At 67.5% G+C, this 13837-nt stretch carries 15 protein-coding genes; 5 read left to right on the forward strand and 10 right to left on the reverse strand.

The window, feature by feature from the left end; all coding sequences use genetic code 11:
• Positions 1–7: 7 nt before the first annotated feature.
• The 3 genes from AC3B6C_RS05990 to AC3B6C_RS06000 all read right to left on the reverse strand — a co-directional run bounded on the left by AC3B6C_RS05990 (position 8) and on the right by AC3B6C_RS06000 (position 3190).
• Complete coding sequence (locus AC3B6C_RS05990) at positions 8–1279, reverse strand: acyl-CoA dehydrogenase family protein (protein WP_010844460.1); 1272 nt, start codon at positions 1277–1279, stop codon at positions 8–10.
• A gap of 37 nt (positions 1280–1316) precedes the next feature.
• Positions 1317–2717: a phosphotransferase family protein gene (locus AC3B6C_RS05995; RefSeq protein ID WP_488376231.1), complete on the reverse strand. Its 1401-nt coding sequence runs from the start codon at positions 2715–2717 to the stop codon at positions 1317–1319.
• 104 nt (positions 2718–2821) lie between these two features.
• The gene (locus AC3B6C_RS06000) at positions 2822–3190 is read right to left on the reverse strand and encodes a YybH family protein (RefSeq protein WP_488375355.1); all 369 of its coding nucleotides are present in this window, start codon (positions 3188–3190) and stop codon (positions 2822–2824) included.
• 92 nt (positions 3191–3282) lie between these two features.
• Between AC3B6C_RS06000 and AC3B6C_RS06005 the strand changes: the two genes are divergently transcribed.
• Both AC3B6C_RS06005 and AC3B6C_RS06010 read left to right on the forward strand, forming a co-directional pair.
• Positions 3283–4239, forward strand: coding sequence for a LysR family transcriptional regulator (locus tag AC3B6C_RS06005; RefSeq protein ID WP_488375356.1), 957 nt, complete (start codon positions 3283–3285; stop codon positions 4237–4239).
• 115 nt (positions 4240–4354) lie between these two features.
• Positions 4355–5617 (forward strand): HNH endonuclease, encoded by a 1263-nt coding sequence (locus AC3B6C_RS06010; RefSeq protein ID WP_488375357.1) that lies wholly within the window; start codon positions 4355–4357, stop codon positions 5615–5617.
• Between the two features lie 135 nt (positions 5618–5752).
• On the opposite strand, the gene AC3B6C_RS06015 is transcribed toward AC3B6C_RS06010, so the two are convergent.
• Genes AC3B6C_RS06015 through AC3B6C_RS06030 form a run of 4 tightly spaced genes read right to left on the reverse strand, consistent with a single transcriptional unit; the run spans position 5753 to position 8161 of the window.
• Positions 5753–6301, reverse strand: coding sequence for a molybdenum cofactor biosysynthesis protein (locus AC3B6C_RS06015; protein WP_488375358.1), 549 nt, complete (start codon positions 6299–6301; stop codon positions 5753–5755).
• A gap of 16 nt (positions 6302–6317) precedes the next feature.
• A complete protein-coding gene (locus AC3B6C_RS06020; protein ID WP_010844465.1) occupies positions 6318–7100 on the reverse strand; it encodes a hypothetical protein in 783 nt (260 codons plus the stop codon).
• Between the two features lie 16 nt (positions 7101–7116).
• Complete coding sequence (locus AC3B6C_RS06025; protein ID WP_193748629.1) at positions 7117–7545, reverse strand: CoA-binding protein; 429 nt, start codon at positions 7543–7545, stop codon at positions 7117–7119.
• A 28-nt stretch (positions 7546–7573) separates the two neighbouring features.
• On the reverse strand, positions 7574–8161 hold the full coding sequence (locus tag AC3B6C_RS06030; protein ID WP_488375359.1) for a TetR/AcrR family transcriptional regulator: 588 nt from the start codon (positions 8159–8161) through the stop codon (positions 7574–7576).
• Between the two features lie 114 nt (positions 8162–8275).
• On the opposite strand from AC3B6C_RS06030, the gene AC3B6C_RS06035 reads away from it, so the two are divergent.
• From AC3B6C_RS06035 to AC3B6C_RS06045, 3 genes are read left to right on the forward strand one after another with little or no spacing between them, the layout of a single operon-like run.
• Complete coding sequence (locus AC3B6C_RS06035) at positions 8276–9409, forward strand: phosphotransferase family protein (protein WP_488375360.1); 1134 nt, start codon at positions 8276–8278, stop codon at positions 9407–9409.
• 4 nt (positions 9410–9413) lie between these two features.
• On the forward strand, positions 9414–10562 hold the full coding sequence (locus tag AC3B6C_RS06040) for an Rv3169 family protein (RefSeq protein WP_488375361.1): 1149 nt from the start codon (positions 9414–9416) through the stop codon (positions 10560–10562).
• 20 nt (positions 10563–10582) lie between these two features.
• Positions 10583–11158, forward strand: coding sequence for a class I SAM-dependent methyltransferase (locus AC3B6C_RS06045; protein ID WP_488375362.1), 576 nt, complete (start codon positions 10583–10585; stop codon positions 11156–11158).
• Positions 11159–11192: 34 nt separating this feature from the next.
• Here AC3B6C_RS06045 and AC3B6C_RS06050 read toward each other — a convergent pair whose 3' ends face one another.
• The 3 genes from AC3B6C_RS06050 to AC3B6C_RS06060 are packed head-to-tail and all read right to left on the reverse strand — an operon-like array spanning position 11193 to position 13793.
• The gene (locus tag AC3B6C_RS06050) at positions 11193–11873 is read right to left on the reverse strand and encodes a response regulator transcription factor (RefSeq protein WP_488375363.1); all 681 of its coding nucleotides are present in this window, start codon (positions 11871–11873) and stop codon (positions 11193–11195) included.
• On the reverse strand, positions 11870–13417 hold the full coding sequence (locus AC3B6C_RS06055) for a sensor histidine kinase (RefSeq protein WP_488375365.1): 1548 nt from the start codon (positions 13415–13417) through the stop codon (positions 11870–11872). Before AC3B6C_RS06055 ends, AC3B6C_RS06050 begins: the two co-directional genes overlap by 4 nt.
• The gene (locus tag AC3B6C_RS06060) at positions 13398–13793 is read right to left on the reverse strand and encodes a hypothetical protein (protein WP_488375366.1); all 396 of its coding nucleotides are present in this window, start codon (positions 13791–13793) and stop codon (positions 13398–13400) included. The genes AC3B6C_RS06055 and AC3B6C_RS06060 overlap by 20 nt, the downstream gene beginning before the upstream one ends.
• Positions 13794–13837: the final 44 nt, after the last annotated feature.

Raw genomic sequence — 13837 nt, forward strand, 5'->3', positions numbered from 1 at the left:
AGCCTACTCAGGACGACTGCACTCCTTTGGGCGCCTTTCCCGACATGAAACCGAACAGGTATCCGGCGACGCGTCTCATCTGGATCTCGTCGGCACCCTCGGTGATCCGGTAGCGCCGATGGTGACGGTAGATGTGCTCGAACGGTTCGTGCCGCGAGTAACCGCGTCCGCCGAACACCTGCATCGCCTGGTCGGCAGCGTCGCAGCACAGCCGATTCGCCTGGTAGTTGCACATCGAGACCTCCGCGGACGCGGCAAACGGCCCGTGGGTGTCCATCTTCCAGGCGGTTTCGCGGATCAGGGCCCGGATCATCGCGCACCGGGTGTGCAGGTCGACGAGCGGGAACTGGATCGCCTGATTCGTCGACAGCTTCTTGCCGAAAGGGGCACGCTCGTTGGCGTATGCCACCGCACGGTCGACGCAGTACTGTGCGGCACCCAGACTGGACGCCGCCTGGCGGATGCGGTTCTCGTTGAAGAAGTGCTGCACGACCTGCAGGCCGGCGCCCTCGGCGCCGAACACCGCGGAGTCCGGCACCCGGACATCCCGCAGCGAGATGTGTGCATGGTCGGTCGGCATGTTGAACGTCCACAGGTACTCCTCGACAGCGAACCCGGGGTCCTGCGGGTCGACGAGGAAAGCGGTGATCCCGCGGGCATCGCCGGGTTCTCCGCTGGTGCGGGCGAACACGATGTCGCGGTGCGCGGCATGGATACCGGTGTTCCACGTCTTCTCACCGTTGATGATCCAGTCGTCGCCGTCGCGGACGGCGGTCGTCTCCATGTAGGTGGCGTCGGAGCCGTGGTCGGGTTCGGTGATGCCGAAGGCGAAGAACTTCGTCCCCGCGGCCAGTCCTTCGACCCATTCCTCCTGCTGCGCGGGCGTGCCGTATTCGAGCATCAGGAGCAGACCGATGTTGTTGCCGACGATGGCGTGCTCGTTCTGCAGATCGCAATGCAGCCCGAGCCCCTTCGACGCCAAGTGCTCGCGGATGATCGCCATCGCCAGGTTCGATCCGTCCCGGCCACCGAACTCGGCCGGGAAGGGGTAGCGGAAATGACCGGCGGCATCGGCCCGCCGCCTTGCCTCACCGAGGAGCGCTTCCCACTCCTTGTTCGGCAGACCGCCTCGCTCCCAGTCTGTTCGGGAGTCCTCACGCCGGTGGTCGAAGAACCGGATGTTGTCGTCGGCCTGCTCGAGGGGGACGATCTCGGCTTCGATGAAGGCGTCGAGTTCGGCCAGGTAGTCTTTCAGCGACTCGGGCAGTGCGAAGTCCACGATGAACCCCTCTCGGTTGGGATCGGATGTCCGGCGGTCACGGATGAGGGACCGCGAAGTACTTGGGGTTGGCGACGAGGAGTCGGGCCCGCACGTCGGCGACGACGGCGGCGCGGACCTTCTCGTCGGTCCCGTCGAGTTCACCGGACCACAGCGCGTCACAGAGTGCGCGCTGGTCGGCGATTCCGAGGGCACTCAGGCGTTGCGCACTCGCGGTCGCGTCCTGTGCCGCCCGGAGTGTCTGCCGACGCACGACGTCGACGACGTTCCCCGCCACCCTCGTATGGAAGCGGACCTGCGGTGACAACTCCGCCTGCACCGCATCGGACCGCAGGAACTCGGCGACCGCTTCGAGCAGTTCGACCGCGCTCGGCGAGCCGTAGACACCGTCGTTCGGGTCGGGCGTCGACGACCCGATCAGCGGATCGGGCACCACCTCGGGTGTCACGAGGCCCAGGTCGAGCAGGGCGTCGAATTCCTGTTCCGCACTTCGACGTCCGATGGCGGCCAGTTCCACCGACCGTTCGACCCCGTCGAGATGTCGCGCGGCCTGCACCGCGCAGATCAGTCCCCACTTCACGGTCGCGTAGAGCTCCCACCAGCGCAGCGCGGCTTCGGTGGGACGCCAGCCCGCCTCTCGCGCATACGCGTCCAGCAGCGCGTCGCGGCTTCCCATCCCGGCCACCGGCGACGACCCTCCGAAGCGCCACGCTTTCGCGCACAGCCAGCCGAGGTCCTCGACCGGGTCGCCGAGGTGGACGAGTTCCCAATCGAGCACCGCCGCAATACCTTCGGCGCCGACGAGGAGATTTCCCAGCCGAAAGTCACCGTGCACGAGGCATTGCCGCGGTGACGGTTGGGGGCGGTTGTCGGTGAGCCACTGGGTCGCCAGCACCAATCCCGCGGGCATGGACTCGAATTCGCGTGGGAACAGTTCCCGCAACCCGTCGATGGGATCGGCGAGTTCGGCGAGACCGGGCGTCTGGGCCACGTCGATCCGGTGGATCCGGGCGAGGATCTCGCCGCACTGATCCACGAAGCAGGCACGCGCACCGGCGTGAGCGTCGTCCCGCAGTATCCGACGGGGGATGGACTCTCCCTCGATGAAATTCATTGCCAGATAGGGAAACCCCAGGACATTGCCGTCTTCGTCGAAACCCGCGTCGAGGATCTCCGGCACCGGGACGCCGGCATCGGCTGCAGCGCGCAGGACCTGCGCCTCGGCCTGCAGTCCGCCGTCGTCGGTCGCTGCCGGGACGGCGCGGATGATGATCGGCTCGGACCGTCCCGAACTCTCGACGAGGGTGGCGGCGTATGTGGCGCGACTCGCGCCCGCGGGCAGCAGTCTCGCGGACTCGACCGAGATCGGGGTACCGCGCTTGCCGGCGAGTCGGGATGCGATCTTCGCGGCGACACCGCCTGCTTCCGGTACTGCCACGCCGATCCGTCCCTTCTTCGCCGTCGCCTGGGCGGGTGTAACCGCCACCACAGCGAAGCTAGCACGAGATCTGAATCCGGCCTCAGAAAATCGGTGCCGAAGTCTCAGTGGTCGGGCGTCTGGAACTCCGGCTGGTCGATGATCCGTACCCACGATCCGTCGGATCGCCGCGCCACCACCTGTGCGCGAGCACCGGCGCCGTCACGCGGCGGCGTCGAGGTGAGTGCGAGATCGTCCCGGAACATCAAGGTCGGCAACGGTGGCTCCGGCACGAACGTGGGCCGGTGCGCGAGAACCGAAGCCCAGAGGTCGCGGATAGCGGCCCGTCCGCGCGTGACTTCTCCGGGCGGATAAGCCATCACAGCCTCCTCGTCGTAGAGGGAGGCCACGGCGTCCGCGTCCCCTGCATTGGAGTACTCGACGAACAGCCTGGTCAGATCCTCGGGCGTGCGTGCGATTTCGTAGTCGGTCATGACAGCTCCTCTCGGTGTGTTCCCCCCCAGCGTCTCCCCAACGCCCGAATAAGTCCAAGTGATGTTGCAGATGCCGACTATCATTGACAGTTATGGAACTCCGGCAGCTCGAGTACTTCGCGGCCATCGCCGCGGAAGGCAGTTTCACCGCGGCTGCGGCGCGCGTGCACACCACCCAGCCGAACATCAGCGCGCAGATCCGCACCCTCGAACGGGAACTCGGTTCGGCCCTCTTCGACCGGTCCGCTCGTACGGTCCGCCTGACCGACGCCGGGCGGGCAGCACTCCCCGCAGCGCGGCGCGCGCTCGCCGCTGCCGACGACGTCGCCCGAACCGTCAGCGAGGTCGCCGGACTGGTCCGCGGGAGCCTGGCGGTCGGGATGGTCGAGGGGTGCACGATCGCCCCCCTGTTCGCAGCCCTGGGCACCTTCCGGACGACTCACCCGCAGATCGAGCTGAGCCTCCGCGAGTCGCCGTCGACCGAGTTGATCGCATCGATAGAGGACGGTCGCCTCGACGTCGCACTGGCCGGATACGGCGGCGAACTCCCGCCGGGAGTCGCCTCCATGACCATCATCGCCGAGCGCGTCGTTGCCGTGATGCCCGCGGACGGCCGCTCCCCTCGCCGGCCGGTGGATCTCGCACTGCTTCGCGACCGGTCGCTCATCTGCTTGCCCCGCGGCGCGGGCATCCGAAGTGTCTTCGACGCGGCGGCGGCTTCAGCGGGCGGACCCATCCGGCCGGCCATTGAAGCTTCCTCACCGGAAGCGATCATCGAGTTGGTCTGTAGCGGAATGGGAGTCGGCATTCTCAGTGAGTCAATCGTCGCGGATGACGAACGTGTGGCCGGGGTTCCGATCCGCGACGTCGACGGCACCGCGCATCTCGGCTTGCTGTGGGGTTCGAAACCGTCCGCTGCTGCGGCGCGTTTCGTCGAGGTGGCCACGGATGTGTTCGGAGGAGCCGAATGGGATGGGGGCGGAACCTTGCCACCCCCGGCGTGGGCGACCGGCAGACAACAGGATCGCCGCTTTCCGGCGGAGAAGTGATACGGATGTGACTGTAGTGCACTGCTGTTGCCAAGAAGCGAATCGTCGCCGAAAATAGCTACACAGCACTGGTTTCCGCGCGGATAGGTTGTGGAGAAACCTCGTAACCGAACACATGTTCCCGTACAGTGGAGTCATGCCAGAGCTCGCCACCCTGCTCGACCAGCTCATCGAGACCACCACGCCCACCGACGATCCCACGGGCAGAGCGACTTTCGACGCGCTCGACACCCTCCGGCTGATCCGCAACATCGTTGACCACCAGATCGTCACGCATGCAGCAGAACTCGATGAACTCGGAGTCGCACAAAAGGCCTGTGGGACCACCAAGAAGGTGTTGATCGAGATGGGCTACGCACCCGCCGCGGCTCTACGCGCCATGCGAAGCGTCGACGCTCTCCCGACGCTGCCCACCCTCGCCCGTCACGCCGCCGACGGACGACTCTCCTCCGAAGTCGTCGATGCCATCGTCCGCGGCATCAGCCAGATCGAGAAACGTTGTCGTGAAGCGCTTTCAGACGATGAGCGCTCCCAGTACGAGATCGAACTCATCGCCCAAGCACTATCCGGTGCGACGCCGACGCAAGTGCTTCAACACGCCCGCGCGATCGGTACCACGATTGCCGACGCGACCGACACCGGTATCCCGGCCGCCGACGATCCATCGCTGAACACGGTCAATGCCCACACCACCGACGACGGCCGTGTCGACATCCGAGCCGACCTCACCCAGGTGGCCGGCGAGAAGTTCCTGTCCATGATCGACGAACGATCCTGCCCGCGACCCGAACCCGACGGCGCCGACGATCGGCGTACTGCCGAGCAGCGCCGCGCCGACGCGTTCGAGTTGATCCTCGACCAAGCCGCACTCGGCGCCACACTCGACAGTGTCGGATCTCCCCGCACCCAACTCATGCTGACCATCCCCGCCACCGGCGCTGATCCCGCCACCATGCCGTGGACCGGACCGGTCAGTCAGGCCGTCGCCAAACAGGTGTCCTGTGACGGGTCGCTGACAGAGATCATCCTCGACGGCGAAGGCGTACCGCTACAGATGGGGCACACCCACCGCCTGTTCCCAGCACATCTGCGCAGGGCGGTCATCGTGCGAGATACCTGCTGCATCAAATGCGGTGCCCCACCGTCACATACCCAGGTTCACCATGTCGAGCACTGGGCAGACGGCGGTCCCACCGATCTCGACAACGGTTGCCTGCTCTGCCAACGCTGCCACACCCAGGTCCATCACCACGGCTGGGACGTAATCCTCGGCTTCGACCGACATCCCTGGCTCGTTCCTCCCGCCAGCATCGACCCACGACGCCGACCGCTACCCGCCTACAACCGACGAACCATGCGACTCGACGACGCCGCCTGACCCAGACCCGCCCAGCCACACTCGGCCCACCCACACATTCGCGTAGCACCTTCCGCACCCGAGCCCAGCTCGGGACCGCGTCCGTCCCTTGACAACTCCAGAGTGAGGGCCCAAGTCTCCGTTCCTACTGCCCCGCTACAACGGCTGTGCCCGACGCACCTGGTCGGCGGCGCGCGCGGCGTCGAGTTCGACATCGCTGATCAAGACCGCACGACCGAGACTCAAGGTTCCCGACGTCAGCGGCTGCGCCCGCAATCCACCCCGGCCGATCAGGGCCTTGCGCACGCCGTCGCCGGCGACGGTGTCCATCCACGAACACGGATGCGCAGGACGCCCCCCGCGGAATCGAATCGGGCCCGCCCCCGAGTCCAGCTCGAACTCCCGGCCACGCAGCGGATCGAGTTCGACCCCGCGCACCACGACGTTGCGCCGTGCCAGAACCGGGTCGGCGTCCCCGGCGGCAGCGGACCACGCTTCGAGCGCGAGAAACGTCACCGCAGCCTCGGTATGGGCGCGGACCCCGAAGAAGCGGTCTCCGCGAATCCCCTTGTCGGCGACGACCTCCACGAACTCTGGTGTGCGGGTCTCGACCTCGCCGGCCGGGCCGTCCTTGGGCCGGCCGAAGTAGGCATGCTTCGACGAGACGACGAACATCACTATCTCGCAGGAGTACTCGTAGGTCACCGCACCTCCCGACGGATCACGAGGCCGGGGGTGAGGGACGAGCATCGGCGGCCGTCGCATCGTCCGGCGTCTTCACCACCACGCTCACGGGATCGGTGGGCTTCCCGGCGATGAGGTCGCCGATACTCAGTCCCCAACGGCCCCAGCGGTCGTCGAAGCGCTTCGCGCGGGCCCGGGCCTTGTCCGTCTTGGCCGGTGAGTATCGACGGCGGGCCCAGGCCGAGTGCGGCCGTGCGAGCCGGATCGCACCGGCCCAGGCGAACACCGGGATGAAGACACCGACGATGGCCGTGGAGAACTTGCCCTTCAACACGCACAGGAACGCGCACGCGACGTTGATCGGGACAGTGGCCACCAGAGCGACGGGACCGAGCTCCACATCCGCGTCGTCGAGGGGGTTGAATCCGAGTACCGCCATCCCCAGCGCGGCGACCGTCAAGGCGACCACCTGAACCGAGAGTTGGCCCTCCGGTGACCAATACACGTCCTGCAGACGGAGGATTAGCGCGAACTCGTCGAGGACCAGAGAGGCGCCGACGCCGATCAGCACCGCACTGATCTCCGCGCCCGGTGACGCCCCGTTGACACCCACCGAGACGAAGGCGCCGACGATCGTCAGGATCAGGCCCGGCACCATGTGGTGCACGTGGACACCGTCCGACACGTTGTTGCGGAAGGGGCCTTTGCCCGCCCGGATGAGTCGCGTGATCACCCGCGTGACGATGAACGTGACGACGAACGACGCGAACAGCAGGAACAGCGGAAGTCGTTGGTGCGTGAGCTCGTCCAGGAAGTTCACCGGGCCACCGCTGCCGTCAGCCGGGGACGATGCCGGTGCGGCGCTGCTCGATGATCAGGCAGCGGTCCTCTACGTACAGGAGGCCGGCCTCCTCGGCGATCGCCCGCGCCTCCGCCGAACGGATTCCGAGTTGCAGCCACAGGGCGGTCGCACCCGACGCGACGGCCGCCCGTGCGACATCGGCGCACTCGGGACCCGGGCGGAAGACGTCGACGAGGCCGACCTGTTCGGGGACGTCGGCGAGAGTTCGGTACACCTTCTCGCCGACGATCTCGTCGGCCGCAGGGTTCACCGGGATGATCCGCCAGCCCCGGCTCTTCATGTAGGCCGGGACCTCGTTGGCAGCTTTCGACGGATTCGCGCTGGCCCCGACCACGGTGATCGCGTCGTAGGTGGACAGGATCTGCTCGACGACATCGTCGGTGTTGATGCTCGGTGTGGTCATCCCACGAGTGTAGGTGGGTTCGGAGTTCTCATCGGACAACTCCGTGCACGACCAGTGCACTGAGCTGATCGGCCCACGCGGTGTCGAATTCGCGGTCGTCGAGCAACAGTGCGTGCAACATCGCCGCCCCGCCGACGGCCTCGATGAGCCGGTCCGGATCCACATCCGGGTGCACCTCGCCGCGCTCCACCGCGACCACCAGCCGGTCACGCAACGCGCCGAACACGTCCGCGAAGCCGGCGTGCACGCGCGCCGCGAGCTCGGGTTCCGCAGCCATGTCCGAGATGAGCCCGGGCAGTGCGGCGCGGGTCACCGGGCTGGCGAACAGATCGCGCGCCGCCGCCACCATGATCCGGAGATCGGCCTCGACCGCACCCCTGGACGGCGGTAGCCGCGCCATCCGGGAGAACGCCACATCGTGCACCAGCTCCGCCTTGCCCGACCAGCGGCGGTAGAGCGCGGTCTTCGTCGTCCCCGCGCGATCAGCGATCGCGGCCATCGTCAGCTTCCGGTATCCGACGTCGACGAGTAGCTCCGCCGCGGCGTCGAGCACCGCCGAGTCGATACGGAGGTCACGTGGACGCCCCGAGACAGCTCCTGTCGTCTCACCGCTCATCGCCCACCTTCCCGTCGGAGATTTCCCGAAGTCGCTGCGAACCGCGCGACCGTTCTGATGTCATAACGCTACTCACCGTAGCGAATCTGTCGGTAATGATCTCTGGGGGTGCCCATGGCCACCGAACCCGCCGTCGAGCAGGTCGACCATCTGCAACGCTCCAGCCGGGACAACACCTCGGTCCCGGACACGCTCGCACGCTGGCTGGCCGAGCAGGACGACACTCCCGACGCCGCGCCCGGGGTCACGGTGGCCGCGGGCGTCGACAGCAACGGCATGTCGTCGGAGACCATCCCCGTGTCGGTGTCCTGGCCCGGGGAGCCCACCCGGCACTGGGTGATGCGGATGGCCCCGTCGAGCGCCGACGTCCCCGTCTTCCGCTCCTACCGGATGGATCACCAGTACGAGACGATGCGGTTGATCGCACGGTTCAGCGACGTCCCGGTCCCCGCGGTCCACCACCTCGAGCCGAGCGGTTCACTGCTGGGTGCGCCGTTCTTCCTGATGGACCGATGTGAGGGCGAGGTCCCGCCCGACGTGATGCCGTACACGTTCGGCGACAACTGGTTCGGGAACGCCGCCGAGTCCGACCGCCGCCGCGCCCAGGAGTCGGTCGTCGGTGTGATCGCCGACCTCCACTCCATCCCCGACGCGGCGCGGCACTTCGGCTTCCTCGCCGACGACCTCCCCGCCGGCGACACCCTCCTCGCCCGTCTGCTCGCCTGGCTTCGGGATTGGTACGACTTCTCGGTGGACGGAATCGGTCGGTCGCCTCTGGTCGAGCGGGCACTCGCCTGGCTGGCCGACAACTTCCCCGACGATGTCGCGAGGACCGAACCCGTTCTGTCCTGGGGTGATTCACGTATCGGGAACGTGATGTTCGTCGATTTCACCCCCACGGCGGTCCTCGACTGGGAGATGGCGCGCACCGGTCCGCGCGAACTCGACATCGCCTGGGTGGTGTTCGCGCACCGGGTCTTTCAGGAACTGGCGACGATGGCGGGCCTCCCGGGTCTGCCGGACCTGCTGCGTGAGAACGACGTCCGCGACACCTACCGGCAGCGGACCGGCGTCGAACTGGGCGACCTGCGCTGGTTCTACGTGCACGCCGCGGTGCAGTGGTGCTGCGTCTTCATGCGCACCGGCGCCCGCCGCGTGCACTTCGGCGAACTCGAACGCCCCGACGACGTCGACGGCACCCTATTCTACCACCGACCATTGCTCGAACGACTCCTCGAGGAGGACTGACCGCATGAGCCGATCCGGCCTGGGACCGATGGACGAATATCCCATTCATCAACTACCGCAGCCGATCGCGTGGCCGGGCAACAGCGACCGGAACTTCTACGACCGCGCCTATCTGAACGCGCACGACCGCAGCGGCACCATCTTCCTCATCACCGGCATCGGGTACTACCCCAACCTCGGCGTCAAGGACGCCTTCGTCCTGATCCGGCGGCGGAGGCCCGACGGCACCGACACCCAGACCGCTGTGCACTTCGGTGACGCCATCGACGACAACCGGCTCGAACAGCGCGTCGGCAACTATCGATTGGCCGTCGACGATCCGCTGCGCACCCTCCACCTGACGGTCGCCGAGACCGAGGGCATTGCCCTGGATCTGCACTGGGAGGGCCTGTTCGACGCCCTGCTCGAGCAGCCGCACGTGATGCGGCAGGGCACGAAGGTCACCCTCGACGCGCAACGGTTCGCGCAGGTCGGCAGCTGGCGCGGATCGATCACCGTCGACGGGGAACACATCGACGTGGACCCGTCGACCTGGGTCGGGACCCGCGACCGCTCGTGGGGAATCCGGCCGGTCGGTGAGCCCGAACCGGCCGGACGGCCGTCGGACCCGCCGTTCGAAGGCATGTGGTGGCTGTACGTCCCGATGGCCTTCGACGACTTCCAGCTCGTCGTCATCATCCAGGAGGACCCCGACGGTTACCGCACGCTCAACGACTGTTCGCGCGTCTGGAAGGACGGGCGCGTGGAGCAACTCGGGTGGCCCCGGGTCTCGGTCGACTACGCACCCGGCACCCGGGTGCCCACCGGCGCCACGATCTCCACAACCGGCGCGGGCGGCTCAGAAGTGACGCTGACGGTCCACTCGCTGCTCCCCGTGCCGATCCACGTGGGCGGCGGATACGGCGGCGACCCCGACTGGTCCCACGGCGTCTGGCGTGGAGCGGACTTCACCGAACGCCTCACCTACGACATGACCAGCGCCGAGATCGTCGGGCGCATGCCGTTCGGGGTGATCGACCACGTCGGACGCGCCGAATGCCGTGAGGCCGACGGCACCACCCGCACCGGATGGGGACTCTTCGAACACGGGGCACTGGGCCGGCACGACCCGTCGGGATTCGCCGACTGGCTCAGCGTCGCACCGGGACCCTGAATTAGGGTATCCTAACTCGCATGGCGATGAACCTGCTGCACCGTTGGGGCTGTCGTTCTCGTCCATGGGCCCTCGTCAGCCGACGCTTTCTCCTGCCCTTCGCACTCGACGACGCGCTCCTCGGGGACTCGGTGCTCGAAATGGGTCCCGGTTTCGGCGCCAACACCTCGTATCTCGGTTCACACGCGAAGACGGTGACCGCGGTGGAGATCGATCATGCGTTGGTCGAGCATCTGCGCCGGCGCTATGCCGCCCACGAGCGAGTCCTGATCGTCGAGGGTGACGCCACGGGTTCCGACCTGGATGCCGGCGACTACTCGTCGGTCGTCTCCATGGCCATGCTCCACCATGTTCCGACGGCGGACTTGCAGGACGCCTTGTTCGTCGAGGCCCGCCGCCTCCTAGCTCCGGGCGGGGTGTTCGTGGGCGGAGACGGAAGCCCGACAACGCCGTTCGCCCTGATGCACATCAACGACACCTACAACCCCATTCCGCCGGCGTCCCTTCACGATCGACTGGTGCACGCCGGCTTCGTCGACGTGCGGGTCGACACGTCACCCGTTGCGTTCAGGTTCCGCGCACGAACGCCACGCTGAAGTCCGCACACCGAGAACGCAGACCTCCCGGCAACTACCGGCTTTGATCGGTGGTGGCGCGAAGCCGATATCCCATGCCACGAACCGTCTCCAGTCGATGCGAGCCGATCTTGTTCCGGAGCGCCCGCACATAGACGTCGACGACGTTCGAGGCCGGGTCGAAGTCGTAACCCCAGACGTGGCCGAGGATCTGCTCGCGGGACAGCACCTGATCGGGGTGCCGGAGAAACACCTCCAGCAGTGCGAATTCGCGCGCGGTGAGATCGATCGTGTCCGCGCCCACCCGCGCCCGCCGCGACTTCAGATCCAACCGCAGATCACCGGCGGCCAACAGGTTCTCCGACGCGACGGCCGAGTCGTCGACGAGCCGGAGCCGGATGCGGGCGAGCAGCTCGGCGAACTGGAAGGGCTTGGTCATGTAGTCGTTGGCCCCGCCTTCGAGCCCACTCACCGTGTCGCTCACGCTGTCTCGGGCGGTGAGCACGACCACCGGCGTCGTGATCCCCTCGCCTCGCATGCAGTACAGCACGTCGAACCCGTCCATCGACGGCAGACCGATGTCGAGGACGACCATGTCGAAACCGCCGCCGCGCACGGCTTCGAGCGCCGACAGTCCGTCGGACACGTGCTCGGTGCTGTACCCCGCCGCACGCAAGCCGTTGCCGATGAACGAGGCGATCCTCGCGTCGTCCTCGGCGATCAGAACACGGCTCATCGCCGTTCTCCTTCTCCTGGCGCCGACTGCGCGGCGCCGGCGTACGAGTTGTCGGGGGCCGGGACGTCGATGCCGAACGTCGCACCGTGACCCGGGATGCTTCGCACCCAGGCAACGCCATGATGGGCGTCGGCGATGGCACGCACGATCGCCAGACCCAGGCCGGCGCCGGCCGAGTGCTCCGGTGCCGACGCGCTCCGGCCGCGCTGGAAACGTTCGAAGATCCGCGCCGCGTCCTCCTGCTCGATACCGGGACCGTCATCGGTGATCCAGATCGACAGGTGGCGTTGCGTGCCCGCACCGGCGAACCGTGACCCCAGCTGGATCACGGAGCCGTCGTGCGTGTGGCGGACCGCGTTCGACGCGTACTGCAGCATCGCCTGGGTGATCCGCTCGTGATCGACGGTGCACGTCCCCTCGGCAACCTCCATGAGCAACCACTGCCGATCACCGAGCGGCTGGACCTTCGACTCGATGTCGAGCATCAGCTGAGCCGCATCAGCCGTCCTGGCCACCACGAAGTCGGGTTGCTCGGATTTCGCCAACAGCAGCAGGTCCCCGACGATGCGCCCCATGCGACCCAGCTCGCTGTCGACGAGGTCGAGCGTCTTGCGTCGTTCCTCCGGATCATCGGGCAACAGCTCGAGATGACCGCGCACCACCGTGATGGGTGTGCGCAGTTCGTGGCCGGCGTCGTCGACGAACTGACGCTGCGTCGTGTAGGCGTCCTCGATGCGGTCGAGCATCGCGTTGAACGTCTGCGCCAGCGCGGCCACGTCATCACGTCCGATGACCGGCACGCGTGCGGTGAGGTCGTTCTCACTGATCTCCGCGGCGACCACCCGCACGCTGCGCACCGGCGCCAGAATCCGACCGGCGACCAGGTAGGCGACACCGGTGGTGACGATCATGCCGGCCAGGCCGACGATCGCGAGGACCCGCATCGTGCGGTCCACCAACTCCCTCCCGGGATCGGTGTAGATGCCGACGATGAACGTCCCCGGCTGCGCCGCCGCCGGGTCGGCCGGGGACGCACCGACCGGCTCCAGATCGACCTTGCCCCAGCGGATCTCACCGTGGTCGGTCATCAGCACACCGGCCGGACCGGTCTGAGCTCGCAGCTCGTCGAGCACCCGGGGTCCCTCGCCCGCAGCCGGCCATGCATTACCCGGCAGTTCCAGGATCTCGGTGTCACCGACGACACCGGCCATGACCTCGCCCTGCCCGGCAGACTGCCGGGACAGGAACACCTCCAGCAGCCGTGACACCGAGGTGAACGGTTCGGTGGTCGTCGGGTCGACCCCCTCGGCCGCGAACGTCCGGAACTCGCTGGCCTCCTGCGCGACGTCATGATTGGCCCGGCTGTCGACGTCGCGGAGCAGCAGGTTGCGGGTCACCACGAACACCACCGCCAGCAGCAGGAACGTGGTGAGCATGATCCAGGCCGTGATACGCCAGCGCGCCGAGAGCGCGGGGCGCTGTCGCACACCCACGCTCTCGGCTGTTCTCGGCCCGTCGGCGTCGTCAGTCGTCCTGGTCGTCATCGATGCCATCGTCCCAGTCGTCGCGCTGGTCATCCCGGTTGTCGTCCTGATCGTCCCAGCCGCCGCGATCGTCGTCGCAGTCGTCGTCGCGGTCGACCGCCCGGACGTCGCACCAGTCATCGTCGTCGGAGTTCAGATTCGGCGGGACGGCCCGCTGGACCGGCGCACCGGCCGGGATCTGCGGAACCGGGGCCGGGGCCGGCGGGGTCTGGGCCTTGGGCGCCGCGGTCTGGGCCGTCTGCGACGCGACATCGACCGGCACCGCGTCGGACGCCAGGTCGGGCTCGGGCGAACGGATGAGGAAGAAGCTGGCGGTCACGACAGCGATCGCAAGTGCACCGAGAGCGAGGGTGGCGAGTACTCGTGAGATCTTCATGCCGACGACTCTGTCGGACTCCGGTGAGCCGTCCATGAGTCGTA

It is taken from the genome of Gordonia sp. 11cp (genome assembly GCF_057767225.1).

Excerpts from the sequence above, each read along its gene's own strand:
- AC3B6C_RS06005 (WP_488375356.1), top strand. The coding sequence starts at position 3,283 with ATGGAACTCCGGCAGCTCGAGTACTTCGCGGCCATCGCCGCGGAAGGC.
- AC3B6C_RS06050 (WP_488375363.1), bottom strand. The coding sequence starts at position 11,873 with ATGAGCCGTGTTCTGATCGCCGAGGACGACGCGAGGATCGCCTCGTTC.
- AC3B6C_RS06060 (WP_488375366.1), bottom strand. The coding sequence starts at position 13,793 with ATGAAGATCTCACGAGTACTCGCCACCCTCGCTCTCGGTGCACTTGCG.
- AC3B6C_RS06010 (WP_488375357.1), top strand. The coding sequence starts at position 4,355 with ATGTTCCCGTACAGTGGAGTCATGCCAGAGCTCGCCACCCTGCTCGAC.
- AC3B6C_RS06030 (WP_488375359.1), bottom strand. The coding sequence starts at position 8,161 with ATGAGCGGTGAGACGACAGGAGCTGTCTCGGGGCGTCCACGTGACCTC.
- AC3B6C_RS06025 (WP_193748629.1), bottom strand. The coding sequence starts at position 7,545 with ATGACCACACCGAGCATCAACACCGACGATGTCGTCGAGCAGATCCTG.
- AC3B6C_RS06045 (WP_488375362.1), top strand. The coding sequence starts at position 10,583 with ATGGCGATGAACCTGCTGCACCGTTGGGGCTGTCGTTCTCGTCCATGG.
- AC3B6C_RS06040 (WP_488375361.1), top strand. The coding sequence starts at position 9,414 with ATGAGCCGATCCGGCCTGGGACCGATGGACGAATATCCCATTCATCAA.
- AC3B6C_RS06035 (WP_488375360.1), top strand. The coding sequence starts at position 8,276 with ATGGCCACCGAACCCGCCGTCGAGCAGGTCGACCATCTGCAACGCTCC.
- AC3B6C_RS06055 (WP_488375365.1), bottom strand. The coding sequence starts at position 13,417 with ATGACGACCAGGACGACTGACGACGCCGACGGGCCGAGAACAGCCGAG.
- AC3B6C_RS06000 (WP_488375355.1), bottom strand. The coding sequence starts at position 3,190 with ATGACCGACTACGAAATCGCACGCACGCCCGAGGATCTGACCAGGCTG.